General features: G+C 67.6%; 12 protein-coding genes and 1 pseudogene. 7 read left to right on the top strand and 6 right to left on the bottom strand.

Annotated elements, in window-relative coordinates:
• Nucleotides 1–44: 44 nt before the first annotated feature.
• Nucleotides 45–1,265 (bottom strand): radical SAM family heme chaperone HemW, encoded by a 1,221-nt coding sequence (hemW, locus tag U858_RS0107215; RefSeq protein ID WP_025136497.1) that lies wholly within the window; start codon nucleotides 1,263–1,265, stop codon nucleotides 45–47.
• Between the two features lie 34 nt (nucleotides 1,266–1,299).
• Nucleotides 1,300–1,923, bottom strand: a complete 624-nt coding sequence (rdgB, locus tag U858_RS0107210) for an RdgB/HAM1 family non-canonical purine NTP pyrophosphatase (RefSeq protein ID WP_025136496.1) — start codon at nucleotides 1,921–1,923, stop codon at nucleotides 1,300–1,302.
• Between the two features lie 127 nt (nucleotides 1,924–2,050).
• Here rdgB and U858_RS0107205 point away from each other — a divergent pair, with 127 nt between their 5' ends.
• Nucleotides 2,051–3,904, top strand: a complete 1,854-nt coding sequence (locus U858_RS0107205) for an EAL domain-containing protein (RefSeq protein ID WP_343038580.1) — start codon at nucleotides 2,051–2,053, stop codon at nucleotides 3,902–3,904.
• A 150-nt stretch (nucleotides 3,905–4,054) separates the two neighbouring features.
• On the opposite strand, the pseudogene U858_RS34705 reads toward U858_RS0107205, so the two are convergent.
• A pseudogene (locus tag U858_RS34705) lies at nucleotides 4,055–5,488 on the bottom strand (methyl-accepting chemotaxis protein); the annotation flags it as partial.
• A 223-nt stretch (nucleotides 5,489–5,711) separates the two neighbouring features.
• Here U858_RS34705 and U858_RS0107195 point away from each other — a divergent pair.
• Nucleotides 5,712–6,872, top strand: coding sequence for an acyl-CoA dehydrogenase family protein (locus U858_RS0107195; RefSeq protein ID WP_025136493.1), 1,161 nt, complete (start codon nucleotides 5,712–5,714; stop codon nucleotides 6,870–6,872).
• Between the two features lies 1 nt (nucleotide 6,873).
• Complete coding sequence (locus U858_RS0107190) at nucleotides 6,874–8,244, top strand: MmgE/PrpD family protein (protein WP_025136492.1); 1,371 nt, start codon at nucleotides 6,874–6,876, stop codon at nucleotides 8,242–8,244.
• 102 nt (nucleotides 8,245–8,346) lie between these two features.
• Here the strand turns inward: U858_RS0107190 and rph are convergent, their stop codons facing one another.
• Nucleotides 8,347–9,084 carry a ribonuclease PH gene (gene rph / locus U858_RS0107185; RefSeq protein WP_025136491.1) on the bottom strand — a complete coding sequence of 246 codons (738 nt, stop codon included), beginning with the start codon at nucleotides 9,082–9,084 and terminating at the stop codon, nucleotides 8,347–8,349.
• A 195-nt stretch (nucleotides 9,085–9,279) separates the two neighbouring features.
• On the opposite strand from rph, the gene U858_RS0107180 reads away from it, so the two are divergent.
• Nucleotides 9,280–10,209: a YicC/YloC family endoribonuclease gene (locus U858_RS0107180; protein WP_025136490.1), complete on the top strand. Its 930-nt coding sequence runs from the start codon at nucleotides 9,280–9,282 to the stop codon at nucleotides 10,207–10,209.
• 64 nt (nucleotides 10,210–10,273) lie between these two features.
• On the opposite strand, the gene U858_RS0107175 is transcribed toward U858_RS0107180, so the two are convergent.
• The gene (locus U858_RS0107175; protein ID WP_025136489.1) at nucleotides 10,274–11,869 is read right to left on the bottom strand and encodes an amino acid permease; all 1,596 of its coding nucleotides are present in this window, start codon (nucleotides 11,867–11,869) and stop codon (nucleotides 10,274–10,276) included.
• Between the two features lie 209 nt (nucleotides 11,870–12,078).
• A complete protein-coding gene (locus U858_RS0107170) occupies nucleotides 12,079–13,548 on the bottom strand; it encodes an AMP nucleosidase (RefSeq protein ID WP_369797646.1) in 1,470 nt (489 codons plus the stop codon).
• 305 nt (nucleotides 13,549–13,853) lie between these two features.
• Here U858_RS0107170 and U858_RS0107165 point away from each other — a divergent pair, with 305 nt between their 5' ends.
• The 3 genes from U858_RS0107165 (at nucleotide 13,854) to U858_RS0107155 (ending at nucleotide 17,333) form a co-directional block, all read left to right on the top strand.
• A complete protein-coding gene (locus U858_RS0107165; RefSeq protein ID WP_232786504.1) occupies nucleotides 13,854–14,210 on the top strand; it encodes a hypothetical protein in 357 nt (118 codons plus the stop codon).
• A gap of 61 nt (nucleotides 14,211–14,271) precedes the next feature.
• Complete coding sequence (locus U858_RS0107160; RefSeq protein ID WP_025136486.1) at nucleotides 14,272–16,404, top strand: TonB-dependent receptor; 2,133 nt, start codon at nucleotides 14,272–14,274, stop codon at nucleotides 16,402–16,404.
• 332 nt (nucleotides 16,405–16,736) lie between these two features.
• On the top strand, nucleotides 16,737–17,333 hold the full coding sequence (locus U858_RS0107155) for a C40 family peptidase (RefSeq protein WP_025136485.1): 597 nt from the start codon (nucleotides 16,737–16,739) through the stop codon (nucleotides 17,331–17,333).
• Nucleotides 17,334–17,437: the final 104 nt, after the last annotated feature.

Here is a 17,437-nt window from a genome sequence, read left to right as displayed (position 1 = left end):
GTGCAAACCATGGGGCACGAATGCCCCATTTTGGTGCCAGACTGCTACAGGAACATTTCCTGCAGGTCATTGAGGAAACGCCAGCCCAGGGGCGTGGCCCGCAGGCGGGTCGGATCGGCGTCCAGCAAGCCCCGTTTCGAGGCTGCCTCCAATTGGTGCGCAATGGCGGCCAGCGACAGGCCGGTGCGTTCGCTGAACATCGTGGTGGCCACGCCGTCCTTCAGGCGCAGCGCGTTCAGCATGAATTCGAACGGCAGTTCGTCCGGGCCCACCTGGCGGTTTTCCGACAGGTGGCTGCCATCGCGGGCCGCGGCGGCCTGCATCCAGGATTCGGGGTTGCGCAGCCGCGCCTCGCGCACGATGCGGTCGTGGAACGACAGTTTGCCGTGCGCGCCCGGGCCCAGGCCCAGGTAGTCGCCGAATTCCCAGTAATTCATATTGTGGCGGCAGCGCGCGCCGGCCCGGGCGTAGGCGGACACCTCGTAGCGGGCCAGCCCGGCGGCGGCCAGTTCGTCCTCGACCGCGTCCTGCATCGCCGCGCTGGTGTCGTCGTCCGGCAGGTCTTCGGGCGGAAACTTGGCGAACACCGTATTGGGCTCCATCGTCAGGTGATAGAGCGACAGGTGTTCCGTGCCAAAGCCGATGGCCTGGCGCAGATCGGCCACACAGGCCTCCCGCGTCTGGCCCGGCAAGGCAAACATCATGTCCAGGTTCACGCGCGGCGCGGCGCGCTGGGCCATCTCGATGGCGGCGCGGGCCTGGGCCGAATCATGGATGCGGCCCAGCTTCTTCAACTGGGCGTCGTCAAAGCTCTGGATACCCAGCGAAAACCGGGTCACGCCGCTGGCCGCGTAATCGCGAAAGCGATCGGCCTCGGCGGTGCCGGGGTTGGCTTCCATGGTGATTTCGGCGTCCGGCCACATGTTCAAACAGGCGCGCAGCATCGCCAGCAGCTCGTCCAGGCCGGCGGCCGACAAGAGGCTGGGCGTGCCCCCGCCGATGAATACCGACACCACCTGGCGGCCCCAGATGGACGGCAACGCCTGCTCCAGGTCGCTGCGCAGTGCATCCAGATAGGCGCGCTCGGGAATTTCACCCGGCGCCGCGTGCGAATTGAAGTCGCAATACGGGCATTTGCGCACGCACCAGGGCACGTGCACATAGACCGACAGGGGCGGCAGGCTGGTCAGCGTGGCGCCGGCCGGCGTGACCAGGCGCGTACGCGCGGCGCCCGTGTCGGGGCGGATGGGGATGGTGATGGACATGCGGTGTTCCTGGGCGGGACGCGCCCGCCTTGCATCAAGCCTGGCTGATCTTGCCCAGCAGTTCGCGCAGGGCGCGGGCGCGGTGGCTGATGGCGTTCTTTTCCTCGGGATCGAGCGAAGCGGCCGTCAGCCCCTGGTCGGGCAGGTAGAAGTGCGGGTCGTAGCCAAAGCCGTTGGCGCCTTCGGGCTGGTCGATGATTTCCCCATGCCACAGGCCTTCGCCGATCAGCGGGCACGGGTCGTTTTCGCTGCGCACCAGGGCCAGCACCGCGACGTACCAGGCGCGGCGGTCGGTCACCGACGCCAGCTTGGACACCAGCAGCGCGTTGTTGGCCTGGTCGGATTTTTCACCGCCATGCATCTTGGCGTAGCGGGCGGAATACACGCCCGGGGCGCCGTCCAGCGCGGCCACGCACAGGCCGGAATCGTCGGCCAGCGCGGGCAGGCCCGTCAGGCGGCTGGCATGGCGGGCCTTGGTCAGGGCGTTTTCGACAAAGGTGACGTGCGGCTCTTCGGCCTCGGGCACGCCCAGTTCGCCCTGCGGCACCAGTTCGATGCCCAGGGGCGCGAACAGGGCGGAAAACTCACGCAGCTTGCCGGCATTGTTGGAGGCCAGCACGACGCGGCGCAGGGAATCGGGAATATGGGGGGATGTCATAGGGCCAAATTGTATAGGGCGCGGTCGCGATTGCAGACCGCCTGTTACGTGTAACCGCAACAACACAGAAATATTCGATGGTCAATATCACTAATCTTGTCACTGATCGTATCCAAACGCTCCGGCGATGAACCCACCTCAAGCTTTGCCCCGGCCGTATGCGGCCGGTGTGCCCCCCATTCCTGGCGGCGCGGCGTCCGCGTCCGTCAGCCTGGCGGGCATTCTGCGCGAACGGCTGCTGCGCCCGCGCTTCCAACCCGTCATCGACCTGTCCCACAGCCGCATCTACGGCCATGAAAGCCTGATCCGCGGCCCGGTCGACACCGCCCTGCACTTTCCCGACGCCCTGTTCGCCGAAGCCCGCCGCCAGGGCCTGCATCCGCAGCTGGAACTGGCCAGCTTCCGGGCCGGCGCCCAGGGCTTCAACCAGAACGAGGCGCCGGGCAAGCTGTTCCTGAATCTGTCGGGCTCGGCGCTGATCCACTACTGGACGCTGTGGGGCGACGAAATGCCGCTGCGCCTGCTCAAGGATTGCACGCTGGCGCCGTCCAACATCATCGTCGAACTGACCGAGCAGGACCCCCTGTCCGAACACATGGCCACGCTGGGCAGCGCCTTCGCCTGCCTGCGTGAATACGGCATGCGCATCGCGCTGGACGACTACGGCGTGGGCAATTCGAACCTGCAGCTGTGGTCCGAGATGCAACCCGACCTGGTCAAGATCGACCGCTACTTCTTCAATGGCATCGGCCACGACGACCGCAAGCAGAACATGGTGCGCGCCATCCTGAAGGTGGCGCAGTACCTGGGCACCGCCATCGTGGCCGAAGGCATCGAGACCGCCGAAGACCTGGCGGTGGTGCGCGACCTGGAAATCCGCTACGCCCAGGGCTGGCTGCTGGGCCGCCCCGACGAGGCCCTGCTCACCGAGCTGACCCCGCCCCTGCGCGATTCGCTGCGGGTGCGCGCGCCGGCTCCGCTGTCGCAGCGCTCGGCCGGCGGCACCGCGGCCAGCCTGCGGGTGGAAGCCCCCGCCGCCCTCCTGACCAAGCACACCAACGACGACGTGCATCGGCTCTTCATCGAACACAAGAGCCTGCACGCCGTGGCCGTGGTGGACGGCGACAACCGCCCGGTCGGCATCATCAACCGGCGCGACTTTTCCGAGCATTACGCCCAGCGCTATACCCGCGAATTGTTCGGCCGCGACGCCTGCTCGACCTTCATGAACGCCGAGCCGGTGCTGGTGGACCTGGACGTGTCCATCGACCAATTGAGCCACGTGCTGATCTCGGAAGACCAGCGCTACCTGATGGACGGCCTGATCATCACCCGCGATGGCCGCTACGACGGCCTGGCCACCGGCGAAACGCTGGTGCGCTCGGTGACCGAAATGCGCATCGAGGCCGCACGCTATGCCAACCCGCTGACGTCCCTGCCCGGCAACATCCCCATCAGCCGCCATATCGCCACGCTGCTGGAAGACGCCGCCGACTTCACCATCTGCTATGGCGACCTGAACAACTTCAAGCCGTTCAACGACGTCTATGGCTACTGGCGCGGCGACGACATGATCATGCTGACCGCCGACGTCATCAAGCGCCACTGCGATCCGCTGCGCGATTTCGTGGGCCACGTCGGCGGTGACGACTTCGTGGTGCTGCTGCGCAGCCCCGACTGGACCGAACGCATCCAGCGCATCATCGCCGAGTTCAATGAACGCGCCGTCGACCTGTACGACGACCAGGGCCGCCGCAACGGCGGCATCGAAGCCGAAGACCGTTACGGCGTGCCGCGCTTCTTCCCATTCGTGACGCTGGGTGTCGGCGCGCTGACCGTCACCCCTTCCCTATGCGAGCGCATCCGCCCGGAGGACATCGCGTCGGCCGCTGCCCATGTCAAGCACAAGGTCAAGCATGGGAACCTGTCGCTGGTGTCCGAGCGCTACAGCGGCGGCGCCCTGCCGCAGCTCACTCCCTGACGCCTGCCCGGCGGCGTGCTGCGCCGCCTGGGCGATCTGGAACACCGAGACCGCGCGCTGCAGGCCTTGCGCCTGCAATTCCAGCGCGGCGGCCGCGGCGGCGGTCTGCTCGACCATGGCGGCGTTTTCATGGGTCGAGCGTTCGATGTCCGCCACCGCATCATTGACCGACGCGATGCCGGCGGCCTGCTCGGCCGTGGCGTTGGAGATCTCCGCCACGATCTGAGTCACCTTGTCGACCGAGGCCAGCATGTCGCGCATGGTGTCGCCGGCCAGGTTCACCTGGCGCACGCCCACTTGCACGCGGGAAGCCGAATCCTCGATCAAGCCCTTGATTTCCTTGGCGGCCTGCGCGCTGCGCTGGGCCAGCGAGCGCACCTCGCCCGCCACCACCGCAAAGCCCTTGCCCTGCTCGCCCGCGCGCGCGGCTTCCACCGCCGCATTCAGCGCCAGGATGTTGGTCTGGAAGGCAATGCTGTCGACCACGCCCACGATCTCGCCGATGCGGCGCGCGCTGTCGGCGATGCCCTGCATGCTGGTCACGACTTCTTCCACCGCCTGGCCGCCGCGCTGGGCCAGTTGGGTGGCGCTGAGCGCCTGCCGGCTGGCCAGGTCGGCATTGCCTGCCGTCATCTGCACCGTATGCGCCAATTGCGTCATGTTGGCCGCCGCTTCCTGCAGCGAGCCGGCCTGGCGCGCCGTGCGGTCCGACATGTCGGCCCCGCCCGCGGCGATCTCGCCCGACCCGGTATGGATTTCCTCGACGCCGTGGCGCACCGAGGCCACCGCCGCCGACAGCCCCGTCTGCATCCGGCGCATGGCCGAATACAGCACGCCGATCTCGTTATCGCCATGCACCGCGATGTTGCCGGTCAGGTCGCCGTCGGCAATGCGGTCGAAATGCGCGCCCGCCTCGTTCAGCGGCCGCAGGATGCGGCGCCGGAATCCCAGGCGGATCAGCACCGCCAGCACCAGCACGAAGGCCAGCACGGCCGCGGCCACCACCGTCACCCGCTGCATCGTCTGGCTGGCGCCGGCCACCGCGGCCTGCCCCCGTTCGCGGGCATAGGCCTGGTAGGCATCCGCCTGCTTCACATAGGCGGCGCCCGTCACCGGCAGCACCTTGTCCACCAGCCGGTTCACTTCGATGCCGTTCCAGCCCTTGATGGCCTTGAACATCGGCGCCAGCGTCTGGTCGGCAAACGCCGCGTTGGCCGCCAGCGCCTGGTCGAACAAGGGCGCGCCCTGCTCGCTGGTGTCCGCATTGGCGCGCAGCCGCGCCAGGCTGGCCGCGGCCTGCTTGAGCAGCGCGTCGGCGTGGGTCAGCGACTGGTCACGGGCTTCTTCCAGCCCGCCTTCCATGGCCGTCTTGGCGTCGGTCAGCGCGGCGCGCGCCTGGAACAGGCGGCTGGTCATGTCCGACAGGTCGCTGGCGCGCTCGATGCTGCCGCGGCCCAGCGCCTCGATATCGGCCCGGTTCTCGCGCAGCACGGCGATCCCGGCCGCCGCCGCCAGCGCAAACAGCGCCACAAACACCGCGAGAATCGCCGAAACCGCTGTCGTCACCCTGAGATTTTTCCGCATATCCATCCGTCTGTTGCATCGCCACATAGGCGTAACGGGCCGATTATGGGGATGCAGTTTGGCAATTTCTTGACACATCCCCGGCCCCGCATGACAAACGGCGGTCACACAAATGCGCTTTTGCGAACAGGAACCCCGTATTAATGAATGGTGAATTGGCAGGCGCGGCCCCTTGCGGCACATTCGATGCTGTACCGATTCATTCATAGACACCGACAAATCCATGCCCGACGCCTCCCACGCCTACCAGGACATCCGCGAAGCCGTGCGCGACCTCTGCGCGCAATTTCCCGCTGAATATTTCCGTAAAGTCGACGAAGAACGCGGCTACCCCGACGCCTTCGTCCGCGCGCTCACCGAAGCCGGCTGGCTGGCCGCCCTGATCCCCCAGGAATACGGCGGTTCGGGCCTGGGCCTGACCGAAGCCTCGGTCATCATGGAAGAAATCAACCGCAGCGGCGGCAACTCGGGCGCCTGCCACGGCCAGATGTACAACATGGGCACCTTGCTGCGCCACGGTTCCGATGCGCAAAAGCGCGAATACCTGCCGCGCATCGCCGCGGGCGAACTGCGCCTGCAATCCATGGGCGTCACCGAGCCCACCACCGGCACCGACACCACCAAGATCAAGACCACCGCCGTGCGCCGCGGCGACCGCTACGTCATCAACGGCCAGAAAGTCTGGATCTCGCGCGTGCAGCATTCCGACCTGATGATCCTGTTGGCGCGCACCACCCCGCTGGACCAGGTGACGCGCAAGTCCGAAGGCATGTCCATCTTCCTGGTCGACCTGCATGACGCCGTCAAGCACGGCATGTCGATCCGCCCCATTCCCAACATGGTCAACCACGAGACCAACGAGCTGTTCTTCGACAACCTCGAAATCCCGGCCGACAACCTCATCGGCGAAGAAGGCAAGGGCTTCAAGTACATCCTGGACGGCCTGAACGCCGAACGCACCCTGATCGCCGCCGAATGCATCGGCGACGGCTACTGGTTCGTCGACAAGGTCACCGCCTACGCCAAGGAACGCATGGTGTTCGGCCGCCCCATCGGCCAGAACCAGGGCGTGCAGTTCCCCATCGCCCGGGCCCACATCAACGTCGAAGCGGCCAGCCTGATGCGTTACGAGGCCTGCCGCCTGTTCGACGCCCACGAGCCCTGCGGCGCCCAGGCCAACATGGCCAAGCTGCTGGCCGCCGACGCGTCCTGGGAAGCCGCCAACGCCTGCCTGCAATTCCATGGCGGCTTCGGCTTTGCCACCGAATACGACGTCGAACGCAAATTCCGCGAAACCCGCCTGTACCAGGTCGCGCCGATCTCGACCAACCTGATTCTGTCCTACGTCGCCGAACACATCCTGGGCCTGCCCCGCTCCTTCTGACATGACCGCCGCCAAAGACACCCCCCACCTCAGCGCCGAACTCGCCGCCTTCGCCGCCAACCTGCGCTTCGAAGACATTCCCGCCCCGGTGCTGCGCCGCGCCGAAGACCTGCTGCTGGACTGCCTGGCCTCGATCCTGGCCGGCGCGTCTGCCCGTCCGGTGCTGGCCATGGACCGCTATGCCGCCGCCATGGGGCCGGCCGACGGCCCCAGCGAAATCCTGATCAACCGGCGCCGCACCTCGCCCGTGTTCGCCGCCATGGTCAACGCCGCGGCCGCTCACGTGGTCGAGCAGGACGACGTGCATAACGGCTCGGTGTTCCACCCGGCCGCCGTGGTGTTCCCGCCCGCGCTGGCCGTGGCCCAGGCGCTGGGCAGCTCGGGCCGCGACCTGCTGGTGGCCGCCGTCGCCGGCTACGAAGTCGGCATCCGGGTCGGTGAATTCCTGGGCCGTTCCCACTACAAGATCTTCCACACCACCGGCACCGCCGGCACCCTGGCCGCCGCGGCCACCACCGGCCGCCTGCTGGGCCTGTCGCCCGAGGCTATGCTGCATGCGCTGGGCTCGGCCGGCACCCAGGCCGCCGGCCTGTGGGAATTCCTGCGCGACGCGGCCGATTCCAAGCAACTGCACACCGCCCGCGCCGCCGCCAACGGCATTGCCGCCGCCTACCTGGCCCGCGAAGGCTTCACCGGCGCGCGCCACATCCTGGAAGGCCCGCAGGGCATGGCCGCCGGCATGTCCCGCGACGCCGACCCCACGCGCCTGACCGACGGCCTGGGCACGCGCTGGGCCCTAGCCGAAACCTCGTTCAAGTTCCACGCCTCGTGCCGCCACACGCATCCGGCAGCCGACGCCCTGCAACAGGTGCTGCGCGACAACCCCCTGACCGAAGACGCCATCGACCGCGTGGTCGCGCACGTCCACCAGGGCGCCATCGACGTGCTGGGGCCCGTGGTCGACCCACGCACGGTGCATCAATCCAAGTTTTCAATGGGAACGGTGTTGGGCCTGATCGCCCGCAAGGGCCGCGCCGGCCTGCCGGAATTCGACGCCGCGCTGGACGACCCCGCGGTCGCCGCCTTCCGCGCCCGCGTCACGATGGAACTGGACCCCGAGGTCGACGCCGCCTACCCGCAGCGCTGGATCGGCAAGGTCACCGTCCACACCCGCGACGGCCGCACCCTGCATGGCCGCGTCGACGAACCCAAGGGCGATCCGGGCAATACCCTGTCGCGCGATGAAATCGAGGCCAAGACGCTCAGCCTGGGCCGTTACGCCGATGCCGCGACCGACGCGGAACTGCGCGGCCTGATCGGCGCGATCTGGAATCTGGAAAAAGCGGAACGGATCGGCGCGCTGCTGCCGTAACCGCAAACCTGGCCCCGGTCGTGAAGGCGGCATGCCGGGCCGGCACCCGCCGGATATTTCAACGGGATGGCCGCCCACCCGGGCACCATCCCGCTTCGTGCATCAGCCGCCCAGCGCCGCGCGCTGTTCGCGCACCAGCCCGGCGATGCCGCCTTCGGCCAGCGCCAGCATGGCGTCCAGCTCGGCGCGCGTGAACGTGGCGCCTTCGCCCGTGCCCTGCACTTCGACGAACGCGCCGCTGCCCGTCATGATGACGTTCACGTCCGCGTCGCAGGCCGAGTCTTCCTGGTAGTCCAGGTCCAGCACCGCGCGGCCATCCACCAGGCCCACCGACACGGCGGCTACCGCGTCACGGATCGGGTTCACGGCCAGGTCGCCGCGCTGCATCAGCAACGCCACGGCATCAGCCGCCGCCACCCAGGCGCCCGTGATGCTGGCGCAGCGCGTGCCGCCGTCGGCCTGCAAGACGTCGCAATCCAGGTGCAGCGTGCGTTCGCCCAGCGCGCGCATGTCGAACACCGCGCGCAGGCTGCGCCCGATCAGGCGCTGGATTTCCTGGGTGCGGCCGCTTTGCTTGCCGCGTGCGGCTTCACGATCGCCGCGCGTGTGCGTGGCGCGCGGCAGCATGCCGTATTCGGCCGTCACCCAGCCTTCGCCCTTGCCCTTCAGGAAAGGCGGCACCTTTTCCAGCACGCTGGCCGTGCACAGCACATGGGTGTTGCCGGCCTTGACCAGCACCGAGCCCTCGGCGTAGCGCGTGAAGCCGCGCTCCAGGCTGAACGGCCGCAGTTCGTCGACGGCGCGGCCCGACGGGCGGGCGATGGCAGGGGCAGTGGTCATGGGGCAAGACTCCAGTCAGATTCGATTGGCGGCATTGTACGGGCAGCGTGTCACCGCAGGCCCTGCCGGCCCCAGCGGCGTGCGCGTTTGGAGTATCCTGCCGCGATATACGGGCTGCATATACCCGCCCCCGCCCCGGCGGGCCGGCGGAACCGGCGCGGCCCGGCCCCAAAACAGCAAAAGGAAACTCACACCATGATCCGCAGCATGACCGCCTTCGGCAACGCCCGGGCAGACCTGGAACAAGGCACGCTGGCGCTGGAACTGCGCAGCGTCAACAGCCGTTTCCTGGACCTTTATTTCCGCCTGCCCGACGAGCTGCGCCACGTCGAGACGCCGCTGCGCGAACTGCTGACCGCCCAACTGGCGCGCGGCAAGGTCGAGATCCGGGTGTCTTATACGCGTAACGTCAGCACCGACCTGTCCAAGCTCGAACCCGCCTGGCTCGAGACCCTGGCCGAACAGCTGCAAGCCGCACGCCGCGTGCTGCCCGACATCGCCGCGCCGCGCCTGGTCGAACTGTTCAACTGGCCCGGCCAGCGCACCAACGACGCGCTCGACCCGCAAGTCTGGGGCGCCGCCTGCCTGCAGGCCGCCCAGGAAGCCCTGACCCAGTTGCAGGACGGCCGCGCCCGCGAAGGCGAACGCCTGGCCGGCATGATGCGCGAATGCGCCGACGGCGTCGCGAACATCGTCGAACTGGTCCAGCACCACCTGCCCCAATTGCTGGCCGACCACCGCGACAAGCTCGCGTCCAAGCTGCGCGAAAGCGTCGAATCCGCCTTCCCCGGCGGCTTCACCCACATCACGGGCGCCGAACTGTCCGAACGCCTGTCCCAGGAAGCCAACCTGTTCGCCCTGCGCATCGACGTCGCCGAAGAACTGTCGCGCCTGCGCTCGCACCTGGAAGAACTGCGCCACCTGCTCACCGACGGCAGCGGCAAGGCCACGGGCAAGAAAAATGCCGGCAGCGCCGGCAAGCGCCTGGACTTCCTGTTCCAGGAAATGAACCGCGAAGCCAATACGTTGGGTTCGAAGGCCGGCAGCATGGAAGTCACCCGCGCCGCCATGGACCTGAAGCTGCTGATCGAACAGATGCGCGAGCAGGCGCAGAACATCGAATAACCATGCGGCCGGGCGCGTCCTGCGCCCTTCACAAGACACCGGCCCTTCCTGGGCCGGTATTCATTCAGGCATTGCGGCCAGACGCGTCGCCCGCCGCTGGTACGCCCGAAGCCGGTACGCCCGCCGCCGGCTCTCCCCGCAATGCTGAATCCAGGTACGCGCTGCGCGCCCGGGCGTCCGGGAAGGTCATGTCCTTGTAGCTCACGAAGCGCGATCCCTTGGCCAGTCGGTAGCCCAGCCAGATCAGCAGGAACAGCGGAATACCGATGTACGTGGCGGCAACGCCGCCCCAATCGATGCGCTGCTCAAGGAAAGCCTGGTAGTTCTGGCCCAGCGTGATGATCAAGCACAGCGCGAACGCGAAGATCGGGCCGAACGGGAAGAACGGCGACACATAAGGCAGATCGGCCAGGTTGCGGCCCTGCTTGACGTAGCCGCGGCGGAACCGGTAGTGGCTGATCGCAATGCCCAGCCAGGCAATGAAGCCGGTCATGCCCGAGGTATTGAGCAGCCAGATGTAGACGGCCTTGGGGCTGAACACGAACGTGAAAAAGCACAGCGCCGCAACCACCGTGGTGGCCACCAGCGCCCACAGCGGCACGCCCGAGCGCGACACACGGCCGAACACGGCCGGCGCCTTGCCGTCGCGCGCCAGGCTGTAGAGCATGCGGGTCGCCGCGTACATGCCGGAATTGCCGGCCGACAGCACCGAGGTCAGCACCACGGCGTTCATGATCGAGGCTGCGGCCAAGAGGCCGGCGCGCTCGAAGATCAGGGCAAACGGGCTGACGCTGATGTCGGTGACTTCATTGCGCAGCAAGTGCGGGTCGGTATAGGGAATGAGCAGGCCGATCACCAGGATCGCCGCCACATAGAACAGCAGAATGCGCCAGAACACCTGGCGCACGGCGCGCGGCAGGTTCTTGGCGGGGTCTTTCGATTCACCGGCGGCAATGCCGATGAGTTCGGTGCCCTGGAACGAGAAGCCCACCACCATGGCCACGCCGATCAGCGCCGCGAAACCGCCCGCGAAAGGCGCGTCGCCCACCGTCCAGTTGGCCACGCCGCCGCTTTCGCCGCCACGGATGATGCCCAGCAGCATCATCACGCCCATTGCCACGAAGGCCAGTACCGCCACCACCTTGATCAGGGCGAACCAGAATTCCGCTTCACCGAAGCCGCGTGCCGACAAGGCGTTCAGGCCGAAGGTGATCGCCAGGAACAGTGCGCTCCAGTACACCCCGGGCACGTCCGGAAACCAGTACGCCATCACCAGTTGCGCGGCCACCAGGTCCACCGCCACCGTAACCGCCCAGTTGTACCAATAGTTCCAACCGAGCGCGAAACCGAAGCCCTCTTCCACGTAGCGCGCGCCATAGGTCGAGAACGACCCGGACACCGGCATGCTGGCGGCCAGTTCGCCCAGGCTGGTCATCAGAAAATAGACCATCACGCCGATCAGCACGTAGCCCAGCAGCGCGCCGCCGGGGCCGGCTTGCGCGATGGTGGCGCCCGAGGCCACGAACAGGCCCGTGCCGATGGAGCCGCCCACCGCGATCATCGTCAGGTGGCGCGACGACAAGGTGCGGCGCAGTTCGGACGGCGCGGGTATCGCCGCCTTGCCGCCACTCGGGCGCGAGTCGTGTTCCGATAATGCCAAAGTTGTGTTCCTTCAGAGCGAAAACCCCCCGCCGGCCGGGTGGCGGGGGCTGCGGGTTTTCCCGGCAACGGCGGAGCATAGCGCAACTGCCCCCGGTCGGCGAAATCCCCAGGGAAATGCCGCCGCGGCCGCCCACAAAAGAAAAGCGCCTTCCGAAGGCCTTTGGGCCGCTCGGAAAGCGCTTTTCCCCTTGGTAAAGGCAGCGCGCCTTATTGGAACGCCGTCTCCATGAAGGTACGCAGTTTGCGCGAATGCAGCCGTTCGGGCGGCATGTCGCGCAGGCGCTCCAGCGCCCGGATGCCAATTTCCAGATGCTGGTTGACCTGCCGGCGATAGAACGCGCTGGCCATGCCCGGCAGCTTCAGCTCGCCGTGCAGCGGCTTGTCGGACACGCACAGCAGCGTGCCGTAAGGCACGCGGAAGCGGAAACCGTTGGCCGCGATGGTGGCCGATTCCATATCCAGCGCGATGGCGCGCGACTGCGCGAAGCGCTCGACCAGTTCAAGGTGGTCGCGCAGTTCCCAGTTGCGGTTGTCGATGGTGGCTACCGTGCCGGTGCGCATGATGCGCTTGAGATCCCAGCCCGACAGGCCCGCGACTTCTTCCACCGCTTGTTCCAGCGCCACTTGCACCTCGGCCAGGGCAGGCACCGGCACCCAGGTCGGCAGATCGGCATCCAGCACGTGATCTTCGCGAACGTAACCGTGGGCCAGCACGTAATCGCCCAGGCGCTGCGAATCGCGCAGGCCGGCGCAGTGGCCCAGCATCAGCCAGGCATGCGGACGCAGCACGGCAATGTGGTCGGTGATGGTCTTGGCGTTGGACGGCCCCACGCCGATATTGACCAGCGTGATACCGGAATGGTCGCCGCGCACCAGGTGGTAGGCCGGCATCTGCGGCAGCCGCTGGCCCTGGCCTTCGTCGGCCGGAGACGATTCGCCGCGCCGGGTGATGCGGTTGCCGGGTTCGACCAGCATCTCGTAGTCTTCGTTGCCGCTGGCCATCAGGGCGCGTGCGCGGGCGCAGAACTCGTCGACGTAGAACTGGTAGTTGGTGAACAGCACGAAATTCTGGAAGTGGCCCGGCGCCGTGGCGGTGTAGTGCTGCAGGCGGTGCAGCGAATAGTCCACCCGCTGCGCCGTGAAGGGCGCCAGCGGCTTGGGTTCGCCTTCCTTGCCGCGCCACGAACCGTTGACGATGGCATCGTCGGTGACGGCCAGATCGGGCACGTCGAACAGGTCGCGCAAGGGGCGCTTGAGCGCTTCCAGGTGCTCGCCTTCGACATAGGCGCCTTCCGGAAAGGCGAAATGCAGCGGGATCGGGGAATCGGATTCGCCCACCTCGACCGCCACGCGATGGTTCTGCAGCAATTGGCCCACCTGCTCGATCAGGTAGTCGCGAAACAGCCCCGGCTGGGTGATGGTGGTCTGGTAGATGCCGGGTTCGGCCACGTGGCCGTACGACAGACGGGTATCGATGGGGTCGTAGGTTTCGACGAGGATGCGGATGGCCGGGTAATACGCGCGGGCCCGTTCGCGGCCGTTGCCGGAGCCCTTCAGGACTTCACGAAACGCCGACCGCAGGAAGGCCGTGTTGCGCGCGTAGATTTCCACCAGCCGGTCGACCGCCGCCACCGCGTCATGGTAGGGCGCGAAAGGAATCGCCTCGGGCCGGTTCATGGAGGACAGGGGGTGTACTGCGTTCATCATTGAGCTTTACTCCGCTTTCTTATCTATCTTGTTTTAAGCGGCCGCTCTCGGCAATCAAGCCGGAAGAGGCCGATGCCGACGATTATGCACGACCCCGAGGCCGCATGAAGTGTCATATTCGCGCGCTTCTCGGCGCGTGGTCACCGCAGCCGGCATCGCCAGCGCAATAGAAACAATATATCATTCCGTTTTTTCCGTTTCCGTTGCCCCCTTCCCCGATGCCGCCGGCCTATCGCCCCCGCCCAGGCAGTCCTCAGCACCTGACCCGATGGGCCGTGCTGACGTGGCTGTGCGCCTGCCTGCTGCTGGCGCCGCTGGGCGGCTTGCGCCACGTGCTCACGCACCTGGACAACGGCGCGCCGCCAGCGCACGGCAACCTGGCGGCATCCCTCGCCGGGGCCGCCTCCAACCCGTCGTCCGCCCCGGTGTCAGACGACGTGCACACGGCCGACAAGCTCGGCCACTGCGACCTCTGCCACATCTGGGACTTGCTGGACGCCACCTTGCCCGCGTCCTTTCCGCTCATCGCCGGCACGGCGCCCCGCATCGCACCGACGCCGTCGGCGCCGGGCGGCGCCACCGTGGCCGCCGGCAGCTGGTTCCAATCCCGCGCCCCGCCCGCCGCGGCTTGAAATCCCCTAGCCCCGATTTCAACCGCCGCCGCCCTCTTGGCCGGCACCCAGGATTGCCACCATGCCTTTTGCTGCTTCCGCCGCGGGAACGCGCCTGTCCCTGCGCGCCTTCACCGCTTCATCGTCGGCCCGCTCGCCATCCGCCCGCGCCTCGCTGACCCTGACCCCGCTCGCCCTTGCCTGCCTGCTCGCCCTGCCCCAGGCCGCCCTCGCTCAGGCCGCCCCCGACACCCCCACGCTGTCCCCCGTCGTCATCACCGCCAACCCCCTGGGCAGCGAAGCGCTGGCTTCGCCGTCCACCATCGTGCAGGGCCTGGACCTGGACCTGCGGCGCGGCTCGAACCTGGGTGAAACGCTGAATGGCCTGCCCGGCGTATCGACCACCACCTACGGCCCGATGGTCGGCCGCCCCATCATCCGCGGCCTGGATGGCGACCGCATCCGCCTCCTGAACAACGGCGTCGGATCGCTGGACGCCTCGTCGCTGTCGTTCGACCACGCGGTGCCGCAAGACCCGCTGTCGACCAATCGCGTCGAGATCCTGCGCGGCCCGGCCGCCCTGCTCTACGGCGGCAACGCCATCGGCGGCGTCGTCAACACGATCGACAACCGCATTCCCACCGAACCCATCGACGGCATCCACGGCGACGTGGCCGGCAGCTACGGCGGCGCCAACAACGACCGCAATGGCGCCGTGCAAGTCGAAGGCGGCGACGGCACCTTCGCCATCCACGCCGACGCCTTCAGCCGCAAGACGGGCGACCTGCGCATTCCCGGCTACGCCCGTTCGTCGCAGCAACGCGCCATCGACGACCCCGACCGCGACCAGCCGCGCGGCAAACTGCCCAACAGCGACGGCCAGGCCAGCGGCGGCGCACTGGGCATGTCCTGGACCGGCGAACATGGCTATGCCGGCCTGTCCTACAGCGGCTACGACTCCGACTACGGCTCGGTAGCCGAGCCGGACGTGCGCATCAAGATGCACCAGGAACGCTTCGGCTTCGCCAGCGAACTGCGCGACCTGGATGGCCTGTTCACCAGCGTCAAGCTCAACTTCGCCTACACCGACTACCAGCACAAGGAAATCGAAGACGGCGAAACGGGCACCATCTTCAAGAACCGCGGCTACGAGGCCCGCATCGAGGCACGCCATGCCGACATCGGCCCGCTGCACGGCGTCGTGGGCCTGCAACTGGGCCAGACGCGCTTCTCGGCGCTGGGCGACGAAGCCCTGGTGCCCACCACCGACACCGATTCGGCCGCCCTGTTCCTGCTGGAAGAATGGGCCGTGAACGACCGCCTGACCCTGAGCGCAGGCGCCCGCGCCGACTACGCCCGCCTGACGCCGGCCGGCGGCGGCTATGAACGCTTCGACGGCGCCAGCCGCCGCAGCTTCACGGCCGGCAGCTTCTCGCTGGGCAGCATCTACAAGCTGGACAGCGCCTGGTCGGTGGCGGCCAATGCCGCCTACACCGAACGGGCCCCGACCTTCTACGAGCTGTACGCCAACGGCCCGCACGCCGCCACCGGCCAGTACCTGGTGGGCGACCAGAACCTGGCCAAGGAACGCGCCTGGTCCGGCGACCTGTCGCTGCGCTACAAGAAGGATGCCGACAAGGCCAGCATCGGCGTGTTCTACAGCCGCTTCTCCAACTACCTCGCTGAAATCAATACCGGCCGCTATCGCAATGACGATGGCGACGTGGTGGCGGCCGGCGACGACGGCGCGCTGCCCGAGGCCCGCTACCAAGGCGTGTCCGCCCGCCTGTACGGCCTGGAAGCCGAAAGCAGCACCCGCGTCCTGCAGCGCAATGGCCACAAGCTGGACCTGGGCCTGTCGGGCGACTACACGGTGGCGCGCAACAACGACACCGGCCGCTCGCTGCCGCGCATTCCGCCGCTGCGCCTGCGCGTGGCGCTGGATTACGGCTACGGCGCCTACAACGCCGGCGTCAGCGTATCCAAGGCCTTCGCCCAGCACAGCCGCCCCGACAACGACACCGCCACCCCCGGCTACTACAGCCTGGATGCCAACGCCGGCTATCGCTTCAAGGTCGCGGCGGTCCAGTGGCAGGCCTATGTTCGCGGCATCAACCTGACCAACCAGACCATCCGCTACGCCACGTCTGTCCTGCGCGACGTCGCCCCCGAGGGCGGCCGCGCGGTGATGGTCGGGCTGCGCGGCAGTTTCTGACGAGCCAGGCCAGGCACGGATCGGGCGCGACGATGGCTGCGTCCGCCCGATTCGGTCACCCCAACCCGTCACCGATATTTTCGACGGCTGGCCGTTACCTTTTTCCGACCGGGCAACGTAACGGCCGCCCCACCAGAATGCTGCATTGCACTACAAATGTAATGAAACTTTATTCCATTACAATACCGTGGCAGTCAGTGGGGCCTAAGGCCTGCCAACACCGCAAAAGCACCGTGCTCGCGTTGGCAGACCCTAGGCTCACCTGCCTCCTTTCCGCCGGCTTGCCCCCTGGGCAAAGCCATGCCGCCTACTCCGATTTTTGAAGTGACGTAATGACGCCGCCCACGCGAAAAGCACGATTTGCCTCGTTCCGCATCCCCGCCTTCCTGTCCGCCCCCCTGCTGGCCCTGACGTTCTCCTGGTTACCTGGCGCTGCCCAGGCTTCCCTTCCTTCCGCCGATGCCGCCCGCGGCTCGTTGTCCGGCCTGAGCCTGGCACACGAACCCACCGTGCCCACCCTGCGCGAACGCGTGGTGCAGGCCGGCCTCTCCGCCATCGGCACGCCGTATAGCTGGGGCGGCGACGACGCCGCCGAAGGCTTCGACTGCAGCGGCCTGGTGCTGTTCGTGTACCGCGAAATCGCGGGCCTGGAACTGCCCCGCACCGCCCGCCAGCAGCGCACCCACGGCGACATGGTGTCCAACAAGCAGCAGCTCAAGCCCGGCGACCTGGTGTTCTTCGCCACCCGCGGCCGCGGCACCACCTCGCACGTGGGCATCTACATCGGCCAGAACAAGTTCGTGCACGCCCCGCGCCGCGGCGCCAAGGTCCGCGTGGACGAAATGAAGAACCCGTACTGGTCCAAGCGCTACGTCGGCGCGCGCAGCTACATCGACCAGGCCCAAGGCCAGATGGTCGCCGGCCGATAAATGTAGGCCCCAGAGCAAGGGCCCCCACGCCGCACACGCCTTGCGTGCTTGCTGCCCCCCGAGGGGGCTGCCCGCCCTTGGGGCGGCCCGGCGGCGGGGCGGGC

Origin of the sequence: Achromobacter sp. DH1f, assembly GCF_000633435.1 — a bacterium.
Lineage (GTDB): Bacteria > Pseudomonadota > Gammaproteobacteria > Burkholderiales > Burkholderiaceae_B > Achromobacter > Achromobacter deleyi.
The sequence above is the reverse complement of the archived record's forward strand: the minus strand, read 5'-3'. Positions and strand labels throughout refer to the sequence as shown.